Here is a 20,900-nt window from a genome sequence, read left to right as displayed (position 1 = left end):
CAGGAGGGAGCCTCTCCCGAAGGAACGCCCTTGCGCGCACGCACCGCTCCGTCTCCAACTCGAACCGTCCGGCCGATGCGGAAGGCCATCGCGAGCGCCGCAGTCCTCGCGGCCGCACTCGCACCGGCACTGCTCTCCGTGGGCGCCGCCCAGGCTGCCCAGCAGGGCACGCTCGACCAGGCGAGTGAGACGCACAGCCTCGGCCCGTGGTCGAACGGCGACAACGGCCAGACGTTCACGCCGGCGATCAGCGGGCTCGTGTCAGGCATCGACCTCTACGAGGCGCAGGTCTCCGGGTCTGCCACGTACAACCTGACCATCCGCGCAGCGCAGAACGGGCTCCCCACCGGCCCGGTCCTCGGTACCGGCTCGGCGACCGTCTCCAGTGTCGGATGGTTCTCGGTCCCGATCACGTCGACCGCCCCCGTCACAGCCGGGGGGTCGTACGCGATCTCGTTCCGGGGCCCGTCGAACGCGTACGTGGGGTGCGACACCAACGTCTACCCCGGCGGCGGCGCGATCTACGAGGGTCAGAACTACGCCTCCAGCTACGACCTCGCCTTCCGCGAGTACGTCGTCGCCGGTGGCACGATCTCCGGCACCCCGACGTCGAACACTCCCGTCGACCACCCCTACTCCTACGACTACGCGGTGAACGGCTACCCGGCTCCGACGCTCTCGGTCGTCGACGGCGCGCTCCCTGACGGCCTCACCCTCTCGCAGTCCGGCCGGCTCTCCGGCACGCCGACCACGGTCGGGTCATCGACGTTCACGATCCGCGCCGCGAACGACAAGGGCCAGCAGGACGTCACCTCCACCATCGTCGTCCGAGCGGCAGTGGCGCCCGCTGCTCCCAGCGGTGTCACCGCGGCGGCCGGCGCCGGTTCCGCGACGGTGTCGTGGTCGGCACCCACGGACACCGGCGACGACCCCGTCACCGGGTACACCGTCACCTCCACCCCGGGCAACGTGACCGCGACGACCTCCGCCACCAGCGCGACGATCAACGGCCTGACCCCTGGCACCCCCTACACGTTCCAGGTCGCCGCCACGAGTGCCTCCGGAACCGGTGCCGCCTCCGAGCCGAGCGCCGCAGTGACCCCCTACACGACGCCGTCCGCTCCGGTCGGTTTCCGCGTGACCCCCGGTGACGGATCGGTCGAGCTGAACTGGTCCGCTCCCGCGAGCGACGGCTCCAGCCCGCTGACCGGCTACACGATCTCGCAGCGCGTCGACGGCGGGCCGTGGGCCGACGTCGCCACCCCGGCCGCAACCGACGACAACGCCGTCATCGACGGCCTGCGCAACGGCTCCACCTACGAGTACCGGATCGTCGCGTCCAACGCCGCGGGCTCCGGGCCCGCCGCGTCGAGCAACCCGGCCGCCCCGTTCGGCGTGGCCGGTTCGCCGCAGGCGGTCGAGGCGGTCGGCGACGACGAGTCCGCATCGCTCACCTGGTCGGCACCCGCCGACGCGAACGGCTCCCCGGTCACCGGCTACCAGGTCGAGTACAGCAGCGACGGCTCCACGTGGAGCGAGCCCATCAGCGCCGCGACCACGTCCGCCGACGTCACCGGGCTCACCAACGGCACCGAGTACTCCTTCCGTGTCGCTGCCGTGAACGCCGCCGGCGCCGGACCGTGGAGCGAACTCGCCACCGCGACGCCCGTCACCGTCGCGAGCGCACCGAGCGACCTGACCGTGACCCCCGCCGACGGCGCGGCCGTCCTCTCCTGGACCGCGCCCACGGACGACGGCGGTGCGGCCGTCACCGGCTACCGCGTCGAGTACCGCGCCGCCGGCGCTGACTGGACCGGCGTCGACGCGTCGACCTCCCCGGCCACGATCACTGGTCTGGACAACGGGTCCCGCTACGAGTTCCGCGTGCGCGCCGTCACGTCGGTCGCACCGGGCACCGCGAGCGACAGCGTCTCGACCACGCCGTTCGTGTTCGACCCCACCGCGCGCAGCGACGGGGACTCGATCGACGGCACCACGCTGTCCGTCGGCGACCGTGTCCACCTCGGCGCGACCGACCTGCCAGTGGGCTCCACCGTGACGGTCGACCTGCACTCGACGCCGGTCCGCCTGGCGACGGTGACGATCGGCGACGACGGCGTCCTCGACACCGACGTGATCATCCCGGCCGGAACCGCCGCAGGTGCCCACGACCTGGTGCTGACGCTGGACGGCACCGGGGCGGACCCCGTCACCGTGTCGCACGCGTTCACGGTCGCGCCGGCCACCGCGGCCGCCACGACCACCGCGGTGGCTCGTCAGGCCGCCGCGGAGCTCGCCTTCACCGGGTCGACGATCTCGCCGCTCCTCGTCGGCGGGGCCGCGCTCGCGGTCCTGCTCGGTGTCGGCCTGATCGTGGTGCGGCGCCGCCGCGCCTGATCGCTGACCTGACGGACTGGAGGCGATGCGCACGACGTGTGCATCGCCTCCAGTCCGTCCGGTGACCGCCGGGATCGCGTGCCAGTGCGCCGTCCGGAAGGTCATCCGTTCCGCGACGGCGTGGGCCTCGAGCTGGGCGGACGAGCCGACCGTCGGGGTGGACGCCGCATCAGCCACACTGGTCATGACGACCCTCCGGGCGGAAGCCGACGCGGGCGCGTGCACCCGGCACTGCCGAGCGGCCGACCACCGCCGTCCGGCAGCGGCGTGGGCACCTCCCACTGGACGGGAGGCTGTCCGTCAGTGCTCGTCGTAGTGGTCCCCGTGGCGCGCGTGCCGGTGCCCGTCGTGCACGTAGTCCACGTGGTCGCCGTGTTCGACGGTCTCGTGCTCTCCGCCGTCGTGCTCGTGGTCGTGTTCGGTGACGTCGTGCTCGGCGACGGTGTGCTCGGGCTCGGGGATGCTGGTGTCGGACATTCGACTTCCTCTCGTCGCGTACTTGTGTACTCGCTCAGCTGGGCTCTAGTGTACCCACTAACTGATAACAGTTATCAGTATCAAACAAGCTAGAGAGCACCTCATGACCAACACGATCACGCACAGCGCACGCCGCCGAGTCGGGCTGGCAGGCGGCGCCGTCGCCGTCCTCGCAGCCCTCGCGGTCGGTCTCGGATCCACCCCCGCGAACGCTGCGGACCTGAGCTCCGGGCACGTCGACTTCGTCTCCGTCGCGGCGAACGGCTCGCAGCTCAAGCTCGGCTCGAACGTCAACGACACCGGCTGGGTCGCCGCATCGGCCAACACGCTGAAGGTCGCATCGACCAGCGGCGCCAGCGGCACGGGCTACATCCTCCCCGAGAGCCACGACGAGGCCGACGCCCGTGGCGTGCCCTTCGCCGGGTTCTCCGGGGACGAGGACCTCCGCGACCTGGGCTTCGTCGCTGGCAACACCGTCACGGTGAAGCTCGAGTCCGTGGCCTACACCCCGGCTTCGGGCCAGTCCGGTACCGGAACGGTCAGCATCAGCCAGGGCGGCACCGCCTGGTTCACCAACGCCGCGAAGACGCATGCCTTCACCGTCGAGAGCGGTTCCGACGAGGCGTACCACCAGCACGCGAAGTGGGTGTTCAGCAAGGCGGGCACCTACAAGCTCACCTTCAGCGCCTCCGGCAAGGGCAAGTCCGCCGGTTCGACGACCTACACGGTCAAGGCCGGCGTCTAGCCGGTCCACCACGGGACCGAGCACGCGGTGTGCGTGCTCGGTCCCGTGCCGTCGTCGAACCCTCCCGCCCCACGAAGACGAAAGGGCGCTCGTGCGCCGCACCACCTCTGCACTCCTCTCCCTCGGCCTGGTCACCACGCTGACCGCCGGCATCGCCGCGGCCGGCCCGGCAGCGGCCGAACCCGCCGGCACCCCGGTGGTCTCCGACTCCGGATACCTCGCCGTGACCCCGACCTTCACCCTCGGGTCGGACGGCAAGCCCACCGCCGCGCGGCTGGGGCTCGTCGACAAGACCGACCCGGCGACCGCCGCTGCGAGTTGGCGTCCCGCGTCCGAGGCGGTCGTGCACATCCCGACGGCCGGCCAGGACGGCACGTGGTCGCTGCCGGCGTCCGACGCAGACTTCGGGAACGGCGAGCAGCTCGTCTACGGCACCGACCAGCCGGCGGCCGAGTACACGGCACAGGGCGGGACGCTGCTCGGGTTCGACACGCAGTCCCAGCCGGGGCAGCTCAACGGCGACCTCGCGTCAAAGGTGGCGTTCGACAGCGCGTACCGGCTCGAGGACGCCACCGGAGTCGGTTGGACCGTCAGCCGGTCGGACGTGGACTGGGACCAGGACCCGCCGGTGCGGACCATCGCGCCGGTGTGGACGGCCGACGACCACGCGGCCGACCTGCTGTCCGCTCCCGGCCAGTACGGAGTATCCCCGGCGTGGAGCTTCACGCAGCCGGGCACGTACTGCCTCACGATCGCCGAGACCATGCGGACGAAGGAGCCGAAGGGCACGCCCGCGACCGACCTCTCGACCCGGGCCACCTACACGGTCGTGGTGGGCGCGATGCCGGCGACCGTCCAGCCGTGCGCACAGCCCGGCGACGGCGACGGCGATGCGCCGGCGAACCTCGTCACGTCGGGGCACCACGACCTCCGCACCTACCTCGGCTCGGACGGCGAGCTGCACTGGGGGCTGGACAGCGCGCTGTGGTCGCTCGACGACGTCGTGATCGGCCGGACGCCGGCCCCCGCGCGGGTGCAGACGCCGACCGGGGCGACCGACATGCGGACGATCGGACCGGTCGGCACCGAGTACTGGTACTTCCCCCAGAGCTCGACGAACGGCTCGGGCGACTACGTCTGGCCCGGGTGGAGCACCGAGTCGCTGGACCGGTCGCTGATGGGCTCGAAGGTCGGGATCTCGCTCGACGGCGTGACGCGGGACGGCGCCGTGGACCCCGCTGCCCGGGTCCTCCTGCTCGGTGCCACCTCGGGTGGACGCAACAGCACGTACTTCGACTCGGCGAAGGGGATCACCTCGTTCGAGATCGGCGGGAACGACCACTCGCACAACATCTGGGCGTTCACGAAGCCCGGCGTCTACTGCGTCGCGATGACGGCGACGATGCGGACGGCCTCCGGGCACTGGACGAGCGCCGCGCAGAACCTCACCTTCGCGGTCGGTGACGACGTCGACCTGCAGCAGGTCCGACCGTGCGGCTCCGCGGACGTCCCACGGTTGTCGTCCGCGCTGCCCTCCCCGCCGTCCACCGGCACGGTGGCCCGGCTCGACCACGGATCCGCGCAGCTCGGCCTCGACTTCGACGGCTCGGACGTCCGGAGCGTCGCGACGACGGGCATGCGACCCACGGACGCGGAGTCCGCCCGTGACCCCGAGGACGTCGTCCTGCACGGCGCGACCCTCGACGGCCGATCCGGGCAGTGGCGCGCCGTGCAGAACGGCGGCGGCGCGGTGGCGATCCGCACCGATGCCGTCGACCCGGCATCGGTGCGCGACCGGCACGTGACCGTCGGCATCGGCACGGTGGACGGTCCCGGCACCGTCGCGGCGATCAGTGACGACGGCGCGAAGACCTACGGGTCGCTGTCGAGCGCGATCGGCGGGTCCCGGACGATGGAGGTCCCGGTGCGCTCCACCACCAGGACGCTGCAGTGGTACTTCTCGAAGCCCGGCGTCTACTGCGTGCCGCTGACCTACCGCGCCACCCTGGCCGACGGCGGCACCGCGACCGGTTCGGACACCCTGACCTTCGCGGTCGGACCGAACGCCGACGGCTCCGGGATCGACCTGTCGACGATCACCACCTGCAGCCGCGGCCAGCACGGCGTGGACCTCGGTGGCGGCGGCAACGGCGGTGGCGAAGGCGGCACCGGGCCGAGCCACGGGGACGTCTACCTCGAGAACGGTGCGACGAACCGTGCAGGGGCCACCGTCCTGAACGACGGACACGTCGACGTGGCCTCCCGACTGCGCGGCGACGCACTCGACACCGTCGTGAAGGACACCACGGACAGTGCGACGCCCACGTGGCGGGACCCCCGGAAGACCGTGCTGCAGCTCCTGCCGACGGCGAAGACCACCGTCCCGGAGGGCTACGGCTTCCTCGGCGCCCCCGGCAGCTCGGCGTGGTCCGTCGACCAGACCCAGCAGGACGGACTCCTCTGGCCCGGATGGTCCACCGAATCACTCCCCGGTGGTGCGACGAAGGGCGGCGTCACGTGGGCGCTGAACGACGTGCAGGGCTACCCGGACACCCAGGGCCGACCGACGTCCATCGGCGACTTCACGCTGTACCAGCAGGTCGGCTTCGGCGAACCGGACGTGCTCCTCGCCTCGGCCGGCAAGCGGAGCTTCGTCATCGGCAAGGACGTGCACGCGCACGGTTCGTGGTCGTTCTCGGCGGAGGGCGTCTACTGCATGGCGATGACCCGCAGCGCGGTCGCGGCGGACGGCGGCCCGATGCAACACGACTTCGTGCTCGCCGTGGCGGTCGGCAACGTCTCCGTGCAGGACGTCGACCCCGCGAAGTGCTTCTCGGGCACGACACCGAAGGGCTCCGCCGCCGGCACGACCACCGACGACCCGTCCGACGACGGCGGGCAGGCAGCGGCGGCTCCGTCGCTCGCGTCGATGGTCCACAAGGTCTGCACGGCGCCCACCCGGTCGTCGGGTCCCGCCGGCGCCGCCCGGACGACCGTGATCAGCCGCGGACACGTCGACGTCGGCAGCCGCATCGTCGACGGCAGGCTCCGCACGCTCGTGAAGGACGGATCGCAGGGCGGCGTCACCTGGCGGGAGCCGTCGGCCACGACGATCTGGCTGAAGCCCGCAGCGCAGGTCTCGAGTCCCGGAGGGGCGTTCTCCTTCCTCGGAGCAGCCGGCAGCCCCGCGTGGCAGATCCCGCAGACCCAGGACCCGGCCCTGGTGTGGCTCGGGTGGAACACCGAGGAGATCACCGCCGCCCAGGCGAGCGGCCCGGTGCAGTGGCGCCTCGACTCCGTCGACGGTCCCGGGACGGTGACGATCTACGAGCTGGCGTCGTTCGGCAGCCCGCAGCGCATCCTCTCCGCCGGGAGCACCTACCCGATCCCACTCGGCGTGCACGCGCACGGCAACTGGGGCTTCACCGCCGAGGGCACGTACCGCCTGCACATGACGCAGACGGTGACACTCGCCGGGGGCGGGACGAGCACGGACCGGCAGACGCTCACCGTGGTCGTCGGCGGGTCGGACCCGTCCGCCGGTGCCGGCTCTGGTGCAGCCGCCGCGGCGACCGCGGACCTCGACTGCGCACCGTCGTTCGGTTCCACCGTCCCGGCGGTCGCGGCCGTCGACGACCCGTCCACCGACCAGGGCGGCGGCACCACGGCCGGCGGCATCCGACCGGTGCAGCGCGATCGGGCGGCTGACGGATCCGACGCTCCGGACACCCCGACGTGGGTGCTCGCCGTCATCGGGTTCGGCGGCGTGCTCGGCGCCGGTGGCGCCGGCAGCGCCGCCACCTGGTTCCTGTCCCGTCGACGCGGGCTGTCGGCATGACCGCCCGTCGCCGACGCGGGGGCGACCCGGCCTGGAGGCGCGGTGCGAGCAGGCGGATCGGCCGCCTGTGGGCGGTGACGGTCGCCACCACGGCCGTGGCGGGCCTCCTGGCCGGGTGCGCGCCGAGTGGCGCCCTCTCCTCGACGTCGGACGGACGCGTCCGCGTCGTCACGACCACCGGGATCCTCGCCGACCTGGTCCGGAACGTCGGCGGCGACCGCGTCCAGGTGCGCTCGATCGTGCCCGACGACGCGGACTCGCACACGTACGAACCGAGTCTCCGGAACGTGCGCGACGTCGCCTACGCCGACCTGGCGTTCAGCAACTACCTGCTGCTCGAGGAGCACGACGTCATCAAGGCGCTCGACGCCAACCTGCGGCCGGACGCGACGGAGGTGAGCATCGCCGAAGCGTCGACGAAGTACGCGTCCGACGTCATCCCGCTCGTCGAGGACGTCTCGCTCGACACGATCTGGCTCGGCCTCCGCGTCGAGGGCAGCGGCACCGGCCTCGGGGCCGACCGGTCGTCGGAGGTGCAGCTGCGGGCGACGGGACTCGACGGCCCTGGCGAGCTCACCGCCTACCTGACGGGCACGTTCGGCGACACCGACGTGCTGTTCAGTCCACGGGACGGCGACGACCGGGACGACACCGCGACGCTGCCCCCCGACGCGCACACGCACCTGAGCTGGGCGTTCACGGAGCCCGGTGTCTACGCGTTGCACCTCAGGGCCTCGCTCCGGAAGGACGACTCCTCCGGCGCGGTCGACCTCGGCACGACGACGATCCGGTTCGCGGTCGGCGTGGACCCGTCGACGGTCAGGGGCCCGACGGGCGCCGTGCTCGACTCGGGGCACGCCGACATCACGGTCGACCTCGACGGGGACGCCGGCGACCGGTTCAGCCTGCGGTCGGAGCGGACGGGGAAGGACGGCAGCGACGAGGTCCGGCACGACGACCCCGCGACCGCGATCGTCTCGGTGCCGAACACCGCGCTCAAGCCGATCCCCGCCGGTCCGGGCTTCCGGTTCCTCGGCCGCTCCGGGCAGCAGGTCTACCAGCTGCCCCAGGCCGTGCTCGGCGTGCACGTGCACGGGTCCATCGACCCGCACCTCTGGCAGGACGTCCGGAACGCCCAGGCGTACGTCAAGGTGATCCGGGACAGCCTCGCGGCGAAGGACCCGCGGCACGCCGACGACTACCGGCGGAACGCGGCACGGTACCTCGACACCCTGACCCGACTCGACGACCAGGTCCGCGCGACCATCGCGGCGATCCCCACCGACCGTCGGCACCTCGTCACGACGCACGACGCGTTCGCCTACCTGGCAAAGGCGTACGGCATGCGCGTCTCCGGGTTCGTCACCCCGAACCCGGCGTCCGAACCGAGCCTGGCCGATCGGCAGCGGCTCGCACAGACGATCCGCTCCCTGCACATCCCCGCGGTGTTCCTCGAACCGAACCTCGCCGCCCGGTCGTCCACGCTCACCTCGGTGGCCGCCGAGCAGGGCGTCGCCGTGTGCCGGATCTACGGCGACACCTTCGGACCCGACGTCCACTCCTACGTCCAGATGATGCGCTACAACGCGCACTCGCTCCACGACTGCCTGACCTGAGAGACCCATGCGATCCCGAACACCACTCCGACGCACCGTGCTGCGCGCCGTCCCCGCCCTCGTGGCCGTCACGCTCGTCGCACCCCTCGTCCCGACCGCCGCGACCGCCGCGACCGACCCGCTGCAGCAGACCCTGTCCGCCTCGGAGCCCACGGTCACCGACCGCAAGGCCTTCGACGACGGCCACATCGACATCGGCCCGCGGTGGCAGGACGGGAAGTGGACCCTGCAGGTGCACTCCGGCGTCAGCCCCGACGCCGAGTGGCGCGCTGCGTCGGATGCCGTCCTGCACGTCTCGGACACCGCACGCCAGGCCGTCCCGGACGATCCCACGTACGACTTCCTGCACACGAAGCCGGGCACCGAGGTGTCGGTGATCCCGCAGACCCAGCAGAGCGGCGTCGTCTGGGTGGGGTGGAACACGCAGGACCCCGCGGCGATGGAGGTCATGCGGGACGGCGTCACGATGTCGTTGCACGGCGTCCAGGGCCCCGGCGACCTGGTCGTGTACCTGCAGAGCGGATCGCTCGGCGCGCCCCAGGTGCTCTGGGACTCCGCGGCGCAGCTGCCGCAGGACCTCTTCGTCGACGTGAACAGCCACACGCACGCGAACTGGGTGTTCACGAAGCCCGGCGTCTACCTCGTGGACATGGAGATCCGCGCGACCCTCCGCGACGGCAGCACCGTGACGGACACCGAGCCCGTCCGGTTCGCCGTCGGGGACGCGACGAGCCCGGACGCGGCGTTCGCGGCCCGCTGGACCGGGAAGTCCGCGTCGCCGACACCGACCCCGACGGCCGAGGCTGCCGCGAGCGGATCGGGACTGAGCGACGCCGGCGTCCTCGGGATCGGTGTCGGCGCCGGGGTCCTCGTCCTGGCGCTCGTGGTCGTCGTGATCGGCGCCGCCCGCGGCGCCCGGGCACGGCGACGAGCACGCGCAGCAGCACCGGCCGGCGGCTCCGATGCCTGACCGGCACGATGCGGGAGCGCCCGACGTCGTCTCCGTGGACGGTGTCACGGTCGTGCTCGGTGGCCGCGAGGTCCTGTCCGACGTCACCACGACCCTCCGCACCGGGGAGTTCGTCGGACTCGTCGGCCCGAACGGCGCCGGCAAGACCACGCTGCTCCGCAGCGTGCTCGGACTCGTCCCGATCGCCGCAGGGAGTCTCCGGGTCCTCGGTGCGAAGCCTGGCGGCACGCACGGCGGCATCGGCTACGTGCCCCAGCGGCACGAGTTCGCGTGGGACTTCCCGATCTCGGTCGAACGCGCCGTGATGACCGGACGGGTCCGGCAGGTCGGGCTCTTCCGGCAGCCGAAGGAGCACGACTGGCGCGCTGTGCACCGCGCCGTCGACCGCGTCGGGCTCACCGCACTCCGCGACCGCCCGGTGGGCGAGCTGTCCGGCGGGCAACGGCAGCGCGTGCTCGTCGCCCGGGCGCTGGCACTCGGCCCCGCGGTGCTGCTGCTCGACGAACCCTTCACCGGGCTCGACGTCCCGACGCAGCGGCTCCTCACCGAGCTGCTGCGCGACCTCGCCGACGAGGGGCACGCCGTCCTCATGACCACGCACCACCTCACCGACGCGGTGCGCTCGTGCGACCGGCTCCTGCTGATCGACCGGCGCGTGCTCGCCGACGGGCCGCCGGCCGAGGTCACCGCCGCCGGCGGCTGGCAGGCGTCGTTCGGAGCGGTGGCCTGATGCTCACCCCGCTCGACTTCCTGCACGACCTCGTCAACCCCGACCTGCGGTTCCTCGCGAAGGCCCTCGTCGTCGCCGTCGCATCGAGCCTGGTGTGCGGCATCGTCGGCTCGCACGTGGTGCTGCGCGGCATGGCGTTCATCGGCGACGCCGTCGCGCACGCCGTGTTCCCCGGGCTCGCGGTCGCGTTCGTCCTGAACGGCAACCTCGTGCTCGGCGGAGCGATCGCCGGCGTCGTCACCTCGGTGCTCGTCGCGGTCATCGCGCAGAACCGCAGGCTCAAGGAGGACAGCGTCATCGGCATCCTCTTCGCCGCCGCGTTCGCACTCGGGATCGTCGTGATCAGCCGGGCCCCCGGATACGCGGGGTCGCTCCAGCAGTTCCTCTTCGGGTCCATCACCGGCATCCCGGACTCCGACGTCGTCACCGTGCTCGTCGGCGGTGCCGCGATCGTCGTGGTCGTCCTGCTGCTCGGCAAGGAGTTCGTCGCCGTGGGACTCGACCGGGAGTCCGCTCGTGCCCTCGGCCTCCGCGTCTTCGCACTCGACCTCGTGCTCTACGTCCTCGTGACCCTCGCCGTGGTGCTGTCCGTGCAGACGATCGGGAACGTCCTCGTCCTCGCCCTGCTCGTGACCCCGGCGGCCACGGCGCGGCTGCTCACCGACCGGCTCGGCGTGATGATGGTGGTGGCTCCGGCCCTCGGGTCCCTGTCCGCACTCGTCGGGCTGTACCTGTCGTGGAGCGTCGACCTCCCCGTCGGCGGCACCATCGTGCTCGTCGCGACCGGGTTCTTCGTACTCGCGTGGCTCGCGAGCCCGCGACACGGCCTCGTCGCCAAGGCGCGCGCTCGACGGACGAGCCGAGCCGCGCCTCCCGTCCGCTCCGTGGAGACCACGTGAGCGAAGGCTCGCGCCGCGCGCGCTTCCTCGCCGTCGGGACCGGCGCAGCGGTGGCGGCTGCGGCGCTCACCGTGGTGGTCGCGGCCGGGTTCCGGCCGTCGAGCGGTCTGGAGGCTCGGCCCACCTCCGCCCCGTCGGTCGCGTCGACTCCCGCCACTGCTCCGTCCTCGCCCCCGTCGGTGGCGTCGCGCCCTGCCGCGCCGGTGACCGCCGACCGCGAGTGGGTCGCAGACCGCGCCGCGCGGACGGGCATCCCGGAGCCGGCCATGCGGGCCTACGCCGCCGCCGCACTCCGCGAGCGGGTACGCACACCCGGTTGCGGGCTCGGCTGGTCCACCCTCGCCGGCATCGGCGAGGTCGAGACGCGCCACGGGACCATCGGGCAGCGCACGCTCACCCCGGACGGCAAGGCGCTCCCGCGCATCGTCGGCATCGCGCTCGACGGCGGCGACACCGACCGCGTCCAGGACACCGACGGAGGGTCGCTCGACGGCGATCCGCGGTGGGACCGGGCAATCGGTCCGATGCAGTTCATCCCCGAGACCTGGCAGACCTGGGGCGTCGACGCGGACGGCGACGGGCTCGCCGATCCGGACGACCTCGACGATGCCGCTGCCACCGCGGCCGCCTACCTGTGCGCGGACGGGCACGTGCTCGGCGAGCGTGCCGGGTGGGTCGCCGCGGTCGGGTCGTACAACCACCACGAGGAGTACGTGCGGGCCGTGGCAGAAGCCGCGAACCGCTACGCCGCATCCTGACCCTTGCAACTGGAGAACCGTTTGCGCAGGACCGACCGTGACGGACCACCTCGACGAGTCGCCAGGCGATGCGAGTGATCATCGAGCCGCGTTCGACCGAGGATCCCTCGCCAGCGCTCGACTTCACGCGGGACCCTGCAGATGCTCCGTCACCGATTGGTTGCCGCAGAGCGCACACGGCCTCATGAGAAAAGCCCCGGATCCCTGCAACAACGGGGATCCGGGGCTCCTCGTCGTTGGGGGGCTCGTAACGAAACTCCCCGATCCCCACGAGCACGCCGATCCGCAGCCTTGGCTTGCAAACCGGTGTCGATCATGCGGAGCGTCGTCAGTAGCGTTCGCGTCCGCCGCTCAGGCGCGGACGCGCTACCCCCGAGCGCCCTCAGGCTTGGGCTTGGTCAGTGCCGCCACCAATCCCCCGACGATCAGGATCAAGCCAACGATTCCGAGAAGGATTTCTGGAGTGCTGGTGACGTCGTCCGGGAGTCCGTGGTCGTCGAACCAGACTCCCACGACGGCGCCCTCGACATAGGTGATGATGAGGACCGCGACACCGAGAAGGACGGTGATCCAGGACCAGATTCGTTGCATGGTTTCTCCGTTGGTTGCAGCGGTGGCTGGTGTGGGCGTCGAGTCTGCCTCGGTGCAGGCTTGTGTCGAGGTTGTACGAGTCTTTCCAGAACTGTGCGCCCAGATCGAGGTGGCACCACAGCTGCAGCTTCATGTCGTTCGTGTTCGCACGGGACCTGTGGTCAGGGGTCTTGGACAGCACCTCGCTCCAGTGCGCGTCCCACGTCAGGGACCCGGCCCACACTCGACCCCAGCTGGTGGGGAACACCATGAGGCGCGGGTCGTTCTCGCCCGCGTCCAGCGCTGTGACCCGATACCCCTCGCGCCGAAGCCACATCTCGGCAGCGTGCAACGCAGCATCGTCTCGCAGCCTGCGGACGAACCCGTCGCGGGCGATCTCGAAGTCCAGTCTGTTGCCGAGGACGTCACCGGTGGAGAATGCGGGCACGCTCGAACAGTAGTGCGAGACGAGGTCGGGAGTCTTTCCGCGCCCGATCCCGCAGCAGGAGGCCGTCGCTCCCCGTCGGCGTCTTTGCTGGAGGTCCTGCTGGTCGTCTGACGGACGCTGTCGCGCGGGAGCATGCTGGTCTGATGACAGACGAAGACGAAACGACGGAAACGCCGCGTCGGTTCCGAACCCTACGACCGAATCCTCTTCGGGACGTACTCCCGTGGGTGGCCGTCGTAGTGGGCGTCGTCCTGATCGCGCGCGGGGTCGTCGACATCTCCCGACACAACAGCCCAGCACAGCTCCTCATCGGCGCCTGCCTCGCAGTGGTCGGGTTGGTCGTCTTCTTCATCAACCGTTGGCAGGCGAAGCGAGGCCTCTGACGCCGTCTCATAGGCCAATCGTCTGCTGCGCTGACCTCGAGCGGCAGGTACGCCGCTCGGAGGTGGTGAGCGCAAAGATGCTGGCTCGTCAATGCGGGCGCGCTGGCGCCAAGCCAGACGAGCAGAAGGTCCGCCGCCGTGACCGGCACGGCTGGTCCGACTACGGACGGAACCGGAAGAAGTTCCACAGCGTCGAAGCCAAGCCCGACATCACGTCCGAAAGCTGAACCAAGAGAGCCCCCGACCGCTCGGCCGGGGGCTCTCTTGTGTTCGGGAGTTTCGCAAACTGGGCAAGCCAGTTTCGCAAACAGCCCCGTGGCGGTACCGGTGGGATTTGAACCCACGGTGGAGTTGCCCCCACACATGTTTTCGAGACATGATCCTTCGGCCGCTCGGACACGGTACCGGGAGAGAGTTTACACGATCCGGGAGGCTGGTCGCGACACGGCGGGTGGGCCCGCCCTCCACAGGCGGTCACCTCCAGGGCCCTTCCCACACCCACAGATTCCGCTCTGATCCAGCGTGGCCAGCGGGCGTACCGTCAGCGGCATGAAGTCCCGTACCCTCATCGCACTGATCTCCTCGATCGCCGGCGGCCTCGCGGTCGCCGGCGGCGCGGCACTCGGCGCCCGGGCCGGCGTCAAGGGGCAGCGCGCGGCAGCCCAGCGCGTCGTGGACATGCTCCCCACGCACGCGGACTGGTGGCGTGAGCGACTCCACCACGAGGGGCAGATCACCTACCTGGCGATCGGCGACTCCGCGGCGCAGGGTGTCGGCGCCACGGTCCCGTCCCGCGGCTACGTCGGCCTGCTCGCCCGCCGGATCAAGCACCGATCGCGCAGCACCGTCCGCGTGGTGAACCTCAGCATCTCGGGCGCGACCACCTGGGGCGCGAAGAAGCAGCAGCTCCCCGAGCTCCGCACGTTCACGCCGGACATCTGCACGGTGTCGATCGGGGCGAACGACATCGCCGACTTCAACCCGGACAAGTTCGAGCGGAACCTGCGCGAGATCTACGCCGCGGTGCCGTCGCACACGATCGTGGCGGAACTGCCGTGCATGTTCGTTCCCGACCGCGAGCGCAAGGTCGCCGTGGCGAACGAGATCGTGCACCGAGTCGCGGACGAGCTCGGGCTGACGGTGGCGCCGCTGCACGCGATCACGAAGCGCGTCGGGCTGCGGCGGACCTTCTTCAACACGTACGGAGACCTGTTCCACCCGAACGACCGCGGGTACGAGATCTGGGCGAGCGCGTTCGAGCCGGCGATCGACGCTCGCGTGGACACCGTCGCGGCGATCCGCCACTACTTGTCGGTGCGGGAAGCCGAGGACCTCGGGCGCGAAGCCGGCGCGGTCGCGAACGCTCGAGCGGAGCGGGACACCGGTGGGGCAGACGACCTTGACCAGGCGCATCGGCCAGGTCGCATCGACCGGCTCCGGCAGCGCATGACCGGATCCGTCCCGTTGCCCGGCGAGCACGGCCGCGACGACGAGCGCAATGAGCCCAACGAGCACGACGAGCACGACGACCCGAGCACACCGGACGCGGGGGACGCGCCGGACGCAGCGGACGCACCGGACGACCGCCGCGGTGATGTCGGCGGCGCCGCCTAACCTCGTCCCATGGCCCGCCCCCAGTCTTCCTACCGCTGCTCCGAGTGCGGCTGGACCACGATCAAGTGGGTCGGACGCTGCGGTGAATGCCAGTCGTGGGGCACCGTGGAGGACACCACCGCCACGACGGCCAGCGCCCGCGGGACGAGCGCGGTCGCCGTCACGGGGACCCGCATCGCGCAGCCGATCACGCAGGCCCGAGTCGGCGCGGTGCCTCGCTGGCGATCCGGCATCGGCGAGTTCGACCGCGTCCTCGGCGGCGGGATCGTCCCCGGTGCCGCAGTGCTGCTGAGCGGCGAGCCCGGCGTGGGGAAGTCCACACTGCTGCTCGAGGTGGCCTCGCGCGCTGCCGCGTCCGGCAAGCGGGTGCTGTACGTCAGCGCGGAAGAGTCGGTCGACCAGGTCCGGCTCCGGGCCGAGCGCACCGGGGCGATGCACGACGACCTGTACCTCGCGAGCGAAGTCGACCTCGGCGTCATCCTCGGGCAGATCGACCAGGTCCAGCCAGACCTCCTCATCGCCGACTCAGTGCAGACGATCTCCTCCGCGACGATCGACGGCATCGCGGGCGGCACGTCGCAGGTTCGCGAGGTCGCATCGACCCTCATCCGCGAAGCCAAGCAGCGGAACCTGCCCGTGCTGATCGTCGGGCACGTGACGAAGGACGGCTCGATCGCCGGTCCGCGCCTCCTCGAGCACCTCGTCGACGTGGTCTGCCACTTCGAGGGCGACCGGCAGACCGCGCTCCGGTTCGTCCGCGCGCTGAAGAACCGCTTCGGCCCCACCGACGAGGTCGGTTGCTTCGACATGGCCGGCGACGGCATCCACGAGGTCCCCGACCCGAGCGGGCTGTTCATGTCCCGCAACGGCGCTCCGGTCTCCGGCACGTGCATCACCGTCGCGATGGAAGGTCGCCGTGCCCTGCCGGTGGAGATCCAGGCCCTCGTCGTCCCGAGCTCCGCCCCGCAGCCCCGTCGTGTCGTGAACGGTGTCGACTCCTCACGCGTGGCGATGCTGCTCGCGGTGCTCGAACGCCGTGCGGGCATCAAGCTCTCCGACGCGGACGTCTACGTCTCCACCGTCGGCGGGATGAAGCTCACCGAGCCGGGCGCCGACCTGGCGATCGTCCTCGCCCTGGCCAGCGCCGCTCGGGACCGCCCCTACCCGCACACGCTCGCGGCCATCGGGGAGATCAGCCTCGCCGGCGAGATCCGGCCGGCAACGGGTGCCAAACAGCGTGCGAACGAAGCGAAGCGTCTCGGCTTCACGACCGTCCTCGGCGCGGACGCCGAGCACCTCCGCGAAGCACTCCGCGTCGCGTTCTCACTGACGAAGTCCGTGCGCGAACGCGAGCTCGACGCCGCGTTCTGAACCACCGCCCTGGAGCGTCACCGAGCGGACCGGACCGGCGCGCCCGGGTGGGCCGAGCCTCCCGTGTGGAGCGTGAGCCGCTCGTCCTCGACGCCCAGCCGCGCCACCGACGACGCGAAGCCGCGGCGGTCCTTCGACGCGAGCACCCCGATGATCGCCGCGACGGCGAGCGCGAACGCGACCAGCCCGGACAGGGGAAGCCCTGACGCCGACACGGCCGCCCACCCGCCGGAGCCGAGCGCCCAGCGGACGAGTCGCTGCCAGAGCGCCGGCGAGGGGACCGGACGGACCCGGATCACGTGCTCCCCCAGCGTGCGGCCGGTCGCGAGCACGACGGCCAGTTGCGCCGCAGGAGCGACGAACCCGGCGACGAACTCGAGCGTGCTGACCATCGGGTCCTCGGGGTCGGCACCCGTCAGCGCGGCGACCAACGCGATGCCCACCGTGAGCAGGCCGGTGGTGAACCAGATCGCGAGGACGTCCGAGAGCATCCCGAAGAAGCGACGCCGGGCGGTGACCGGTCGGGCCTCACTGACCCCGGAGGGACGGCGCGACCCGACGAAGATACCGATGAGCGGTGCGAAGAACGTGCCGAACGCTGCGCCCGCCGTGTTCGCGATGAGGTCGTCGACGTCGAACAGTCGGTACGAGCACGGGTAGAGGAACCAGTCGCCGGTGAGCTGGGTGAGCTCGATGACGAGCGACACCACGAACCCGGCCGCGGCACCGACGAGGAGTCCGGCGACGACCCGCCGACGCAGCACCGCGTGTCGGACCAGCGCACCGAGGGGCGCGAAGAGCAGCACGTTGAAGACCACCTGCGCCATCGCCGGGTTCCCGAGGAGCGACCGCGGGCCGGAGATCCCACCCTCCCGGGCGATGTCGTGCAGGAACGCGAATGGGTGCAGCTGCGGACTCGCGGCCACCCGGCACGCCGCCGCGGCATCGTTCGGCAGCGGCAGGAGCGTGTAGGTCACAAGGGCGAGCGCGTAGACGAGGGTCGTGAACGCGAGCAGACCGCGGCGGAAGCCGAGCCGTCCGTGCCGCCGGTACTCCATCGCGGCCCAGGGGACGAGGGCCGCCACCGCCAGGAGGGCGCCGAACAGCAGCGCGACGACACCCGGCATGATCGAACCCATCCAGTGACGCTATCCGCAGAGCGCGCACCCTGCCCGGTGTCTCGACGAGTCAGGCGCGGAGAGCGTCCAGCAGATCGGCGGGCTCTGCCTGCATGGTGTTCGGGCCGGCGATGTCGAAGAAGACGCCCTCGAGGGAGTCGAGGTGAGCGGCGAGGAACTCCTCCAGCCGGGCTGCGTCGTAGACCATGACCTGCCGGATCTTCTCGTTCGGCACCATCGCCGTGTACGCGTCGGCCGACGAGAACAGCAGCAGGATGCGCTTCTCCGACCCCTCGCGCCCGAAGACGCGGACCTGCATGTCCTTCTTGCCCGTGACGAGTCGGGGCACGATCACGATGTCGTTCCGCAGCGCGAACGCGACCGCCGCCACGTCCTGCTTCGCGAGGGCTTCCTCGAGCTGTTCGCTCCGGAAGCGCTGTTCCTTGTCTGCCATCACCATCAAGTTCATCAGATTTCGGCCCAAGGAGGCGAACTGTCTGGTCGTGGGGCCAAAGACCCTGTAGGTTGAGGGAACCGCTTCTGCGGCGCCCAACGTCCGGGCGGGGTGGTGACACTCCCCCGACCGGACTGCACAGGGTCACTGGCTCAGGCCTGACCCCGAACCCGTCCCGCCGGCACCTGCCCGCGTGGCGCATCATCCTCGTCGACATACGACGAGGCTCCGTCTGCGTGTCATACCGCGATGGAAAGCAAGAACAGTTAAGGAAACGCCATCATGGCAACTGGAACCGTCAAGTGGTTTAACAACGAAAAGGGCTTCGGGTTCATCGCCCCGGACGACAACAGCGCGGACGTCTTCGCGCACTTCTCGGCGATCTCGGGCAGCGGCTACCGCGGTCTCGAAGAGAACCAGAAGGTGGAGTTCGAGATCACTGAGGGCCGCAAGGGCCCGCAGGCGGAGAACATCACCGTCATCGGCTGAACCCCAGGGGAACGCTGACCGTCATCCGGTCGGCTGACCCCGAACACGACCGCGGTCGGACTCGATCGAGCCTTCGTCATGACGAAGTTCGATCGGCCGGCCGCGATTGTGTTTGTATGACGAAAACCCGGACAACAGCAGCCCTCTCCGCCGCCGCCCTCGTCGTGGTCGCCATGACGGGGTGCGCGCAGATCCAGCAGCAGGTCGGCGACGCATGGTCCGTCACGTACGAGGTCACCGTCGACTCTCCGGACGCGACCCCGCTCCACGATGTCAGCTACGTGGGCGCCGAGAGCCGTGGCGATTCGCCCGAGACCCACACCGCCAAGTCGACGTCGACCAAGGCGACCGAGGGCGAGAACACCAGCTGGACGCACGACTCGATCGTGCTCGCTGAGGACGATGCGTCGGTGCGAGCCACTCCCCCGGCCGACCGCACGGCGAGCTGCCGGATCCTGCTCGACGGCAAGAAGGTCATCGCCGAATCGCACGGCGGCGTCGGGCAGATCGTGCGGTGCGAGGCGACGACGCCGAAGTTCGGTTGACCCACAGGGCCACGCCCGATATATTGGCCGGTGAAGCCGGACCATCGAGGTGGCTCTGGAAGTGAGCCCGGGAATTCCCGCTGATTGCGGGGCCCGGGTTTCGCGCTTTCACGGGGTACTCCAGATCTGGTGGTCGATGAGCACCCGGTAGTCCGGGTCGCCCCGGCTCGCTGCTCCCACCGCACCGCAGATGACATCCGGCAGCCACACGAGCGGCTCATCGTGACCTCGGGCGTGGAACATCCTGATCCCTGTGCCCACGATCCGTCGAGAACGAAGCCTGCCGAGCATCTCGAGATCACGACGATCATCAGCCGGGCCGCGCGATTCGAGCACGACTTCCTCCGTCCCCACACGGTCCAACTCCCAGAGCAGCGCTTCAAGGCATCGTCGGCGAGCCCGCTCTGGTCGCTCACCATCACGGACGTCGCGCACCACGACGCAGTGCTCGAGGTCTCTGCTGGCCACGAACTCGAGGACCTCGAGGCGGAACGCACGAACCGCCTCGTGCCAGTGGAGCTTGCGCTGACCCCTGGGCACGAATCGTCGGAGCTGCTGACGGAGCTCCTCGGCGTCGACCTCGGGTCCCACCGAAGTACTCACGAGGATGTACGGGCCGGTACCGCCGGTTCCGCCGACCTGGGACTCGTCGACGAACACACGCATCCGATCCTCCGAGCACCTGCCGATCACGGGAAAGCGGCGCCCCGGAAGGGAGCGCCGCTCGATCGGGATCCCGATCCCGATCCCGATCCAAAGTATCAGATACCAGCACCTAGTTCAGGATGAACTGCGCCGAGTCCTTCGCCGTGATGTTCCCCACCGCGACCTGCAGGTGGTAGCTCGCTCCCCCGCCGGTCACCGACGGACGAGAGGCATCACACGTCGAGGCCGACGACCGCGTCCGGTCCCACGCGATGGCCGGCGTGGTCAGGGTCTGCCCGGCCTTGATCGTGACGTCCTGGTTCGTCCCACCGGTCTGGCAGTCCTTCGACGACCAGTACTGCTCCTCGCCGGAGCTGATCGTCAGGACCTGCTGCGACGACCCCAGGTCCATGTGGCAGGAGTTCGATCCCTTGTTCGAGATCGACATCGCGATCTTCGGGTCCTCGGTGGGGCCGTACGCGCTCTTGTCGAGGACGGGCTTCAGCGTGATCTGGTCCTTCGAGCACGTCGACCCGTCGGCGGCGGAAGCGGGCGCCGAAGCGGACGCGGATGCCGACGGCGCTGACGATGCGCCAGCGGACGACGACGAAGACGACGACGAAGCGGCGGAAGACGACGAAGAAGCGGGCGACGCCGACGGCGCAGCGGCGGACGACGCCCCGTTCCCGCGCCCCACGACGATGAGCACGACGACGACCACGATGAGCAGGATCACTCCGGCCACGGTCGCACGGCGGCGCCAGTAGACGCCCGGCTTCTGCGGGCCGACGGGGTGGCGGAACGAGGACATGCGCACAGGGTAGACAACGCCT

General features: G+C 70.8%; 19 protein-coding genes, 1 tRNA gene and 1 pseudogene. 14 read left to right on the top strand and 7 right to left on the bottom strand.

What is annotated here, in order from left to right; all coding sequences use genetic code 11:
- Positions 1-75: 75 nt before the first annotated feature.
- Positions 76-2,397, top strand: a complete 2,322-nt coding sequence (locus tag ACO0E1_RS12795) for a fibronectin type III domain-containing protein (RefSeq protein WP_422874529.1) — start codon at positions 76-78, stop codon at positions 2,395-2,397.
- A gap of 300 nt (positions 2,398-2,697) precedes the next feature.
- Here the strand turns inward: ACO0E1_RS12795 and ACO0E1_RS12790 are convergent, their stop codons facing one another.
- Complete coding sequence (locus tag ACO0E1_RS12790) at positions 2,698-2,874, bottom strand: zinc transporter permease (RefSeq protein ID WP_422874528.1); 177 nt, start codon at positions 2,872-2,874, stop codon at positions 2,698-2,700.
- A 103-nt stretch (positions 2,875-2,977) separates the two neighbouring features.
- Between ACO0E1_RS12790 and ACO0E1_RS12785 the strand changes: the two genes are divergently transcribed.
- From ACO0E1_RS12785 to ACO0E1_RS12755, 7 genes are all read left to right on the top strand, one after another.
- Positions 2,978-3,619 (top strand): choice-of-anchor M domain-containing protein, encoded by a 642-nt coding sequence (locus tag ACO0E1_RS12785; RefSeq protein ID WP_422874527.1) that lies wholly within the window; start codon positions 2,978-2,980, stop codon positions 3,617-3,619.
- Positions 3,620-3,710: 91 nt separating this feature from the next.
- Positions 3,711-7,457 carry a TIGR03773 family transporter-associated surface protein gene (locus ACO0E1_RS12780; RefSeq protein WP_422874526.1) on the top strand — a complete coding sequence of 1,249 codons (3,747 nt, stop codon included), beginning with the start codon at positions 3,711-3,713 and terminating at the stop codon, positions 7,455-7,457.
- On the top strand, positions 7,454-9,073 hold the full coding sequence (locus ACO0E1_RS12775) for an anchored repeat ABC transporter, substrate-binding protein (protein ID WP_422874525.1): 1,620 nt from the start codon (positions 7,454-7,456) through the stop codon (positions 9,071-9,073). The genes ACO0E1_RS12780 and ACO0E1_RS12775 overlap by 4 nt, the downstream gene beginning before the upstream one ends.
- A gap of 7 nt (positions 9,074-9,080) precedes the next feature.
- Positions 9,081-10,043, top strand: coding sequence for a choice-of-anchor M domain-containing protein (locus ACO0E1_RS12770; protein WP_422874524.1), 963 nt, complete (start codon positions 9,081-9,083; stop codon positions 10,041-10,043).
- Complete coding sequence (locus ACO0E1_RS12765) at positions 10,036-10,773, top strand: anchored repeat-type ABC transporter ATP-binding subunit (protein ID WP_422874523.1); 738 nt, start codon at positions 10,036-10,038, stop codon at positions 10,771-10,773. The genes ACO0E1_RS12770 and ACO0E1_RS12765 overlap by 8 nt, the downstream gene beginning before the upstream one ends.
- Entirely contained in the window at positions 10,773-11,672 is a 900-nt protein-coding gene (locus ACO0E1_RS12760; protein WP_422874522.1) for an anchored repeat-type ABC transporter permease subunit, read from the top strand. Before ACO0E1_RS12765 ends, ACO0E1_RS12760 begins: the two co-directional genes overlap by 1 nt.
- Positions 11,669-12,430 (top strand): lytic murein transglycosylase, encoded by a 762-nt coding sequence (locus ACO0E1_RS12755; RefSeq protein WP_422874521.1) that lies wholly within the window; start codon positions 11,669-11,671, stop codon positions 12,428-12,430. The genes ACO0E1_RS12760 and ACO0E1_RS12755 overlap by 4 nt, the downstream gene beginning before the upstream one ends.
- Positions 12,431-12,796: 366 nt before the next feature.
- Here the strand turns inward: ACO0E1_RS12755 and ACO0E1_RS12750 are convergent, their stop codons facing one another.
- Entirely contained in the window at positions 12,797-13,021 is a 225-nt protein-coding gene (locus ACO0E1_RS12750; RefSeq protein WP_422874714.1) for a hypothetical protein, read from the bottom strand.
- 25 nt (positions 13,022-13,046) lie between these two features.
- A pseudogene (locus ACO0E1_RS12745) lies at positions 13,047-13,337 on the bottom strand (DUF2599 domain-containing protein); the annotation flags it as partial.
- Between the two features lie 338 nt (positions 13,338-13,675).
- On the opposite strand from ACO0E1_RS12745, the gene ACO0E1_RS12740 reads away from it, so the two are divergent.
- Positions 13,676-13,831 carry a hypothetical protein gene (locus ACO0E1_RS12740; protein ID WP_422874520.1) on the top strand — a complete coding sequence of 52 codons (156 nt, stop codon included), beginning with the start codon at positions 13,676-13,678 and terminating at the stop codon, positions 13,829-13,831.
- A gap of 316 nt (positions 13,832-14,147) precedes the next feature.
- Here the strand turns inward: ACO0E1_RS12740 and ACO0E1_RS12735 are convergent.
- Positions 14,148-14,237 (bottom strand) — tRNA-Ser (locus tag ACO0E1_RS12735).
- 143 nt (positions 14,238-14,380) lie between these two features.
- On the opposite strand from ACO0E1_RS12735, the gene ACO0E1_RS12730 reads away from it, so the two are divergent.
- Positions 14,381-15,445, top strand: a complete 1,065-nt coding sequence (locus tag ACO0E1_RS12730) for an SGNH/GDSL hydrolase family protein (protein ID WP_422874519.1) — start codon at positions 14,381-14,383, stop codon at positions 15,443-15,445.
- 9 nt (positions 15,446-15,454) lie between these two features.
- A complete protein-coding gene (radA, locus tag ACO0E1_RS12725) occupies positions 15,455-16,816 on the top strand; it encodes a DNA repair protein RadA (protein ID WP_422874518.1) in 1,362 nt (453 codons plus the stop codon).
- 17 nt (positions 16,817-16,833) lie between these two features.
- On the opposite strand, the gene ACO0E1_RS12720 is transcribed toward radA, so the two are convergent.
- Positions 16,834-17,955, bottom strand: a complete 1,122-nt coding sequence (locus ACO0E1_RS12720; protein WP_422874517.1) for a VanZ family protein — start codon at positions 17,953-17,955, stop codon at positions 16,834-16,836.
- A 49-nt stretch (positions 17,956-18,004) separates the two neighbouring features.
- Positions 18,005-18,394 carry an SseB family protein gene (locus ACO0E1_RS12715; protein ID WP_422874516.1) on the bottom strand — a complete coding sequence of 130 codons (390 nt, stop codon included), beginning with the start codon at positions 18,392-18,394 and terminating at the stop codon, positions 18,005-18,007.
- Between the two features lie 276 nt (positions 18,395-18,670).
- On the opposite strand from ACO0E1_RS12715, the gene ACO0E1_RS12710 reads away from it, so the two are divergent.
- From ACO0E1_RS12710 to ACO0E1_RS12700, 3 genes are all read left to right on the top strand, one after another.
- Positions 18,671-18,877 (top strand): cold-shock protein, encoded by a 207-nt coding sequence (locus ACO0E1_RS12710; protein ID WP_056126521.1) that lies wholly within the window; start codon positions 18,671-18,673, stop codon positions 18,875-18,877.
- 116 nt (positions 18,878-18,993) lie between these two features.
- On the top strand, positions 18,994-19,422 hold the full coding sequence (locus ACO0E1_RS12705; RefSeq protein ID WP_422874515.1) for a hypothetical protein: 429 nt from the start codon (positions 18,994-18,996) through the stop codon (positions 19,420-19,422).
- Positions 19,423-19,551: 129 nt separating this feature from the next.
- Positions 19,552-20,211 carry a hypothetical protein gene (locus ACO0E1_RS12700; RefSeq protein WP_422874514.1) on the top strand — a complete coding sequence of 220 codons (660 nt, stop codon included), beginning with the start codon at positions 19,552-19,554 and terminating at the stop codon, positions 20,209-20,211.
- Here the strand turns inward: ACO0E1_RS12700 and ACO0E1_RS12695 are convergent.
- Positions 20,198-20,878 carry a hypothetical protein gene (locus ACO0E1_RS12695; RefSeq protein WP_422874513.1) on the bottom strand — a complete coding sequence of 227 codons (681 nt, stop codon included), beginning with the start codon at positions 20,876-20,878 and terminating at the stop codon, positions 20,198-20,200. The genes ACO0E1_RS12700 and ACO0E1_RS12695 overlap by 14 nt on opposite strands.
- Positions 20,879-20,900: the final 22 nt, after the last annotated feature.

This window comes from Curtobacterium guangdongense (assembly GCF_049341845.1).
Classification (GTDB): Bacteria; Actinomycetota; Actinomycetes; order Actinomycetales; family Microbacteriaceae; genus Curtobacterium; species Curtobacterium guangdongense.
The sequence above is the reverse complement of the archived record's forward strand: the minus strand, read 5'-3'. Positions and strand labels throughout refer to the sequence as shown.

Bases quoted from the DNA above. Each gene is read 5' to 3' on its own strand.
- ACO0E1_RS12795 (WP_422874529.1), top strand. From the start codon at position 76: ATGCGGAAGGCCATCGCGAGCGCCGCAGTCCTCGCGGCCGCACTCGCA.
- ACO0E1_RS12790 (WP_422874528.1), bottom strand. From the start codon at position 2,874: ATGTCCGACACCAGCATCCCCGAGCCCGAGCACACCGTCGCCGAGCAC.
- ACO0E1_RS12785 (WP_422874527.1), top strand. From the start codon at position 2,978: ATGACCAACACGATCACGCACAGCGCACGCCGCCGAGTCGGGCTGGCA.
- ACO0E1_RS12775 (WP_422874525.1), top strand. From the start codon at position 7,454: ATGACCGCCCGTCGCCGACGCGGGGGCGACCCGGCCTGGAGGCGCGGT.
- ACO0E1_RS12770 (WP_422874524.1), top strand. From the start codon at position 9,081: ATGCGATCCCGAACACCACTCCGACGCACCGTGCTGCGCGCCGTCCCC.
- ACO0E1_RS12765 (WP_422874523.1), top strand. From the start codon at position 10,036: ATGCCTGACCGGCACGATGCGGGAGCGCCCGACGTCGTCTCCGTGGAC.
- ACO0E1_RS12760 (WP_422874522.1), top strand. From the start codon at position 10,773: ATGCTCACCCCGCTCGACTTCCTGCACGACCTCGTCAACCCCGACCTG.
- ACO0E1_RS12750 (WP_422874714.1), bottom strand. From the start codon at position 13,021: ATGCAACGAATCTGGTCCTGGATCACCGTCCTTCTCGGTGTCGCGGTC.
- ACO0E1_RS12730 (WP_422874519.1), top strand. From the start codon at position 14,381: ATGAAGTCCCGTACCCTCATCGCACTGATCTCCTCGATCGCCGGCGGC.
- radA (WP_422874518.1), top strand. From the start codon at position 15,455: ATGGCCCGCCCCCAGTCTTCCTACCGCTGCTCCGAGTGCGGCTGGACC.
- ACO0E1_RS12720 (WP_422874517.1), bottom strand. From the start codon at position 17,955: ATGGGTTCGATCATGCCGGGTGTCGTCGCGCTGCTGTTCGGCGCCCTC.
- ACO0E1_RS12715 (WP_422874516.1), bottom strand. From the start codon at position 18,394: ATGGTGATGGCAGACAAGGAACAGCGCTTCCGGAGCGAACAGCTCGAG.
- ACO0E1_RS12710 (WP_056126521.1), top strand. From the start codon at position 18,671: ATGGCAACTGGAACCGTCAAGTGGTTTAACAACGAAAAGGGCTTCGGG.
- ACO0E1_RS12705 (WP_422874515.1), top strand. From the start codon at position 18,994: ATGACGAAAACCCGGACAACAGCAGCCCTCTCCGCCGCCGCCCTCGTC.
- ACO0E1_RS12695 (WP_422874513.1), bottom strand. From the start codon at position 20,878: ATGTCCTCGTTCCGCCACCCCGTCGGCCCGCAGAAGCCGGGCGTCTAC.